The organism is Oscillospiraceae bacterium (assembly GCA_035353335.1).
Taxonomy (GTDB): Bacteria; Bacillota; Clostridia; order Oscillospirales; family JAKOTC01; genus DAOPZJ01.
The window spans coordinates 1-6,545 of record DAOPZJ010000090.1 but is presented as its reverse complement, the minus strand read 5'-3'; the positions used below and the strand labels follow the sequence as shown (position 1 = coordinate 6,545).

At 47.9% G+C, this 6,545-nt stretch carries 4 protein-coding genes; 3 read left to right on the top strand and 1 reads right to left on the bottom strand.

What is annotated here, in order from left to right; translation table 11 throughout:
• Together PKH29_12265 and PKH29_12260 are read left to right on the top strand one after the other, a co-directional pair.
• The coding region (locus PKH29_12265; protein HNX15613.1) for a hypothetical protein at window positions 1–1,733 on the top strand (1,733 nt) is incomplete at its 5' end.
• 201 nt (window positions 1,734–1,934) lie between these two features.
• A complete protein-coding gene (locus tag PKH29_12260) occupies window positions 1,935–3,551 on the top strand; it encodes an extracellular solute-binding protein (GenBank protein ID HNX15612.1) in 1,617 nt (538 codons plus the stop codon).
• Window positions 3,552–3,602: 51 nt separating this feature from the next.
• Here the strand turns inward: PKH29_12260 and PKH29_12255 are convergent, their stop codons facing one another.
• Window positions 3,603–5,441 carry a hypothetical protein gene (locus PKH29_12255; GenBank protein HNX15611.1) on the bottom strand — a complete coding sequence of 613 codons (1,839 nt, stop codon included), beginning with the start codon at window positions 5,439–5,441 and terminating at the stop codon, window positions 3,603–3,605.
• Window positions 5,442–5,761: 320 nt separating this feature from the next.
• Between PKH29_12255 and PKH29_12250 the strand changes: the two genes are divergently transcribed.
• A partial coding sequence (locus PKH29_12250; GenBank protein ID HNX15610.1) for a glycoside hydrolase family 127 protein occupies window positions 5,762–6,545 on the top strand: 784 nt, incomplete at its 3' end.

Here is a 6,545-nt window from a genome sequence, read left to right as displayed (position 1 = left end):
TAGAAGCAAAAGAAAAACAGACCTACGGCGAGACGCTGATCAATCTCGCCGCAGCCCACCGTTATCCCGCAGGGGTTATCGCGACAACCCTCTGTGAGGAGAAACGGACTCTGAAAGAAAGGTTGGGTGCGATTATGACTTACACCAAAAAGGGAATTTGGAACAAAATCTTAAGTTTTGTGTTGATTGGTGCCATCGCCGCTTCCGGAATTTTAATCGGCGCATGCGAAACGGCGAAAAAAGACTATCCCGATGCCGTCAATATCTACGCTCCCGAATTTTTCAATAACATCGGTGCGCCAAAAGACGATCAGATCAAGCAACAATGGCTGGATATGATGTTTGAGAAATACGGTGTTAAGCTTAACATCATTTCGGATTACAAGGATGCGAATAACGACTCTTCTGCATCGATTGATAACAAGGTTTCACAAAGCATCGGCTCTTCTTCAAAGCAAATGATTGATGAGAATGGCAATACGAATTTTATTGGTCTGTCTTCAATCAGTAATATACGAGAATTAAAAACGTATATACAATATGAAACGTTTGTGCCTTTGGAGGACTATCTTGACAACAATCCGGTCTGGAATGCCCTGCCCGATGATTTTAAATCCATATTTGAAGTTGACGGTCACATCTATGCGATCCCGACCTCTGCTTCACAGATACTGAGCGGCCGTGATATAAAAAACGAGGCATTACAAAGTACCGGAAGCACTGTGACTGATCTCGATTCGTTTCGTAATTTCGCCTTGGCTTATACACAAACAACAGGAAACCCCGCCATTGGCGGTGTCAGTTTGAAAGAAACGAACGATATTCTTAACGCTTTCGGACTTTACCCCGGAATTTATCAGTCCACTCCGTTTTCCTATGACCCTAAAGAGGACTGCATTGTGGACTTCATGACCAAAGATACTGCCGTTGATGCATTGGAATATTTGAGAGAACTCTACAAGACCGGTTCGATCCGTCTCAGTTTCGATATCGGATATTCGAACTACGACCTGGTTGCTTCCGGATATAGTCAATACCATAATTATAGTGATTCTTATTTTTCCTATATTTTAAAAAATGAAAACTGTACCACATTATTTAACTTGAATCCCGCTTATCCCCAAATTGCAAGTACTATGGCAAGTGGCTTTGCCATGACCCAAAACACCCCGCAGCCACAAGAGACCATCGATTTTTTTATTGATATGCTGTTCGGCTCACAACAAAGCTATCTCGATTGCTGGTTGGGTTCCTCGGACAATTACACCCTGAACAAAGACGGAACGATTATAATAAAAACAACTCAGGATACCAAGGGCAATGATGTATATCCCAGCATGCCGAATTTGACGGGCGGACTGCCGGAACTCTTCCCCTATTCGAATGCAAATATCTATTACAGTCAAAACGGTGTTGTCACTATGGATCGAAATACCGATGTCGGCAAGTACAACGCATATATGAAACTTCAATATGATGCGATAAATAACAAGTCAGTTATCGAAATTCCGTTATTATACCAAAACATCATCTGGTCAACCTATGATATAACTACCAACTCTGCTTACAGAAAGCATACAAACTTTTTTCAAGACGCAATTATTAGTAAAGATAAAACGGTTCAACAGGTTGTGGATGAGTACAAAAAAGCAATGTTCGAATTGGGTGGAAACACCATACTTGACGAGATGAACGCCGCCATCGGCAAGAAAACCGCGTACTATTACGGATGATCCGAATTGACAGCCAACTTATTGCTCAACCCAACACCCTTACAATGGCAAAGCGGGCATTTAATAACGCCCGCTTTGCCATTATGCATACGGAATATTCATTACACTGCGATTTGAAGATATTGACATAGCCTCCATAGGGTGATAGAATGGGGCGCAATCGTAGTTTTCATGTCAGAAATGAAAGGCAGGTTCCGGGTGATGAGATCATTGTTTTCCAAAGTCCTCGGTATTGTTTTATCGGCTTTCATCGCAGTTTCAGCAGTCTTCACGAGCGGATGCGCCAAGGCCCTGACCTCCGGCCCTGCCATTCCGAAATCGACAATGGGTGACTATCCGAAATCTGTGGATATCGCATACCCCGGATTCTTTTATCCCAGCAATTACAACCGCAACGATGTTTACGACGCGGAAAACGGAGACAAATGGATTGATAATATTTCGATTCGCTATGACGTTGATCTGAATGTCACAACCAACGCAAACGACGCAAACGGAATAATTCGGTCACTGCTGAGCGGTTCGAGAACTGCCGATGTGGTCACCGGATTTGTCTATATGAGCAATGCGAATTTAGTCGAAATGTATGCAGATCCGCGAACGATTCAACCGCTGGAAGGCTACCTCGAAAACAACCCTGTCTGGAAATCACTCCCGCAGGCGGTCCGTGACGCTTTTACGGTCGACGGCCATGTCTGGGCGATTCCCTGCGCCTATATGACCGTAAGCCCCCAAGTCCGCGCTTATGACCCCGACATCCTCTCGTCAGTCGGAATGGAAGCGCCGGAAACAGTGGAAGATTTTTCGATATTCACACAAAAAGCCGCAGCGCTTCAAAAAAACGGTGTCTCGAAAAATACGATTACCGATCCGATGTGCAGTTATCCTTACTATTGCGCGGCGGACATTCTGCGCGCTTACGGGATTTACACCTCCGGCTACGGATTGATCAGTTATGACCCTGTCGAGGACTGCATCACAGACGGCTTTTTGAAACCGGATGCGGAAGAAGCGCTCAGTTATCTGCGCGATCTTTACACCAAAGGCGTTTTGGATATGGAATTCACCGGTGATAACGTCAATGCATACAGAACCGCTCTTTATAAACAGGATGGATACAGCACCGCTTATTTAGGAAGTTATACGACAAGCTTAGCATATTACGGCGCTTTGAATAAGTATGACTGTGTGACGGGTTTATCACGGAACGGAGCTGTCTGCCCGCAGGTTCTGGACGTCTCCTTTGCGGGTTATGTGCTTGCCGCCAATACTCCCGAACCGCAAAAATGCGTCAATTTCCTGTTGGATTTGTTCTTTGGGTCGAAATATAACTACTACGAGACGCGGTACGGTTCCGATAAAAATTATACGATCAATTCCGACGGAACGATCTCCATAAACCTCACCGAAGACGGAACTTATCCCAAACTGCCGAATCTTCTCGGCAGGATCGAGGGACTGAACATGGGCGACGAATACAGCGGCTATGACCCGCAGTTGGGTAATTCAACCTTCCAATATAACGTCGGAGTTGCTCTTAATAAATTACGTACGGATGCGATTCAAAACAAAACCGCAGTTGCGGTGCCTGTCATCAATCAATATGCGATACGGCTTTGCCGTTATTACTCGAGAGATCTGATGCAAAATATCAATGCGGCGACAAACACCTGTTTTGCGGATGCCATTACAGACAGCAGCCGATCGGTAAAAGAGGTTTTGGAAACATATCGCGCCGCTATGCGTGAATGCGGTGCTCAGCCTTTGCTCGACCAGGCAAACGCTTTGATCAACAAAACCGGCTTGCAGATCTATTAAAAGCTTGACTGAAAATGAAGGTGGCGCGAAAGGCGCCGCCTTTTTTGCTCTCTATGCTTTTTTCGTACCGTAGTAATCGAGCATCATCAGCATCGTTCTGCCGTTTGCGCTGGCATTCGGAAGCCAGGGCGTATAGAACGGGTTGGTCTCGTCATAACGCTCCATCAGGTAATATTCCGGGGTCATGATGTATTTGAGCTGCGCGTCTAAAATTGCTTTCATCTTCTCACGTTGTCCGCTGCGTGAGTAATACTTAAACCACTCCAAATCCGTCCAGGAGCCGTACCAAACTTTATGCCCATCGCGGAACACTCCGCGGTCGGCCATCAGCCATGTCAAACCGGGCCCGAATACGCCGAGTTCGCGGCAGCCGTTTTCAAGCCGTTCGGGGATGTTGGTAGTCTCGTCGATCAGATCGAGGTTTAAAATCATCGGCGTGACGCCCTCGCGGCGCGGTGCGATGCCCTTTGCAAATTCCGCTTCACGAGCGGGATCATCGTACGGATCGACCGGTAAAGTGAAGTTTCCGGTGTGTTTGGCGCAGAGATTGTCGACAATCGCCTTCATCACGGCGCGGTAAGATTCGTTGGCCTGTTCGAGTTGTTCCAAACCTTCCGCGTAAAAATGCTTGAACGCCGCGATCAGAGCGCGGTAGCTGTCGAGATTGTAGACATCGGTCTGACCCCAGCACTGCGCGCCCGGCTGCTCGTAGTCGCAGGAGCGCATGGGCGGGAACAAGCCGCCGAACAAGTTGGGGTTATCATAAGTGGTCCTGCGGGTCTGCTCGATCCACTCGACCGCTTTTAAGGCGTTCTTGCGGTATTTTTCAAAGTATTCACGGTCGTTGTTATCAAGGGTATAAATAGCAAAACCGTACAGGCAACAGCTCGTCACAGATGCCCAAGGCACGCCGAAATTGACGATCTGTCCGCTCTCCTGCTGTAAGACGCCGAAATAGGTGTCCATGACCGGACGAAGATACTTGGAAAAATCGCCCGCTTTGGAAAGCGCAATGATTACCGGCATCTCCTCGGATGGCCAGATCAGGCGCTGCATGCTTCCCTGACGGGGCAAAACATAATCATGCCCCTTGGGGATGCAATAAAACTGAAGCAGCTGCGCGACGAAATTGGTGTAGGCAGCGCACGTTTCGGCGCCGTCGGTTGCCGGAACGGTTTTGATGGCCGAAAGTTCATCTCTCCAGTAGTGCTCGGTCTTTTCATGCTCAGCATCGTAATCAAATTCCACAGGCGCATTTTCGCCGAACGCAAAATAAAACTCGCGCTTTTCCTTGGGCGGCACTTTAAAATCGAACCGGATCATACCATTACCGACATTGACCGTTTCTTTTCCGTTCGTACTGAAACGATATTCACCCTCAGTCAAAACGCCGTCTTTGAAAACCGCGTGACTCGTCATAAACAACCACGGCGCGCAGTCGGAGAGATAAGGGCTGTAGCCGTCATCGTCGGAACCGGTCAACGTGGTCTCTTTGCCCTTGCGCTGCAAAATCGTCATGTGCTCGTCGGCTTCGTAAGCGGATTGGTTGTCCATTGTGATTTTGACAAAAACAGTCGGGATGCGCTTGATATCGCAAAAGCACTCCATCTCGAAAAAGCATCGATTGGTGCGCCGTAAAATCGAATGGACCGGGATTCCGTCGGCACGGGCGCTTTGTTGGGTCTCTTCCCGCGGGAAAGCCGTGGGCGGGTCGCCGCGCAGAACGCGGAATCCGCAGGACTCGGGCTGCTCTTCCCCGACGCCGTAGATGGTGCCGATCACGACCTTTGCGTCAGGCCAGAGTGTGATCAGACGTTCGCAAAACGGCGGATGCAGAACCTTTTTTGCCGTGAAGCCGCGCTGCCAGGTGGAAATATACTTAAAGTTCAAATAGAACACCTCCGTTCCGAAAAATTATAACATCGAAAGCATTCCGGCGCAACGGGAATCAGACAACCGCACAGTTATATTTTTTTTCGGATTTCGCATTTAAACGATTTTATATTATTAAAAGCATTGATTCATAGTAAGTCAAATGTTATTATTCAGAGAGGTTGTTCGTACAGACGGATGTAATTAACACGGGTAACTGAAGCTCGGGCGTTCTGACGGTGACAGATGCTGTTGCAACATAAACGATGTTCGCCTGCATTGTGTAAAAAATAAATAAAAATGCTTTGGAATTATTATAGAAACAGAGGATATCTAAAATGTATTATGGAAAATTATTCGCACTGCCGCTCGGGAGCATTACCGCCGAAGGATTTTTGCGGGAGCAGCTGGAGCGCAGCAAAAACGGAATGGGTGGGCATCTGGACGAGATAGAACCCGGTATGATCGCCGATCCGTATATCAACAAATCCTATGTCAAGCGCTGGGGCAACGGCGACCAATCCGGGTGGGGCGCTGAAATATCTGGCAACTACTGGACGGGATTGATTCTGCTCGCCTTTACACTGAACGACAGTGAACTAAAAGCTAAAGCGGAAAAATGGGTAAACGGTGTGTTGGCACACCGCCAACCGGACGGGTATCTCGGCACTTATTACGAGCTGGACGCCAAAATCTACGAGGACTTTAATGCGTGGGGAACGGCCTGCGGCATGCGCGCCCTGCTCTATTTTTACGAGGCGACCGGCCGGCAGGAGGTCTTTGACGCGGCGTATCAGTGTATGTTATGGTTCTGCGACAAATGGGCGGGGGATCATAAGACCTTTTATGTGGGGTCGTTTATCTCTGTACCGATGATGTATTGCTACCACAAGACCGGCGACAAGCGTCTGCTCGATTTCTGTGTGGATTATCAACGGTTTGCCTGCGCCCACGATTACACCCATATGTCCTACAAATCGCTGCTGGAAGACGAGTTGATTTATAACAGCGAGCATACGGCCGGATACGGTTCGCTGGTGTATATTCCGGCATTGATCTATTCCGGAAACGGAAACACCGAATATTTAAAGGCCTCCGAAAACGGCATCCGCAAAGTCCGCA

Bases quoted from the DNA above. Each gene is read 5' to 3' on its own strand.
- PKH29_12260 (HNX15612.1), top strand. From the start codon at position 1,935: ATGAGATCATTGTTTTCCAAAGTCCTCGGTATTGTTTTATCGGCTTTC.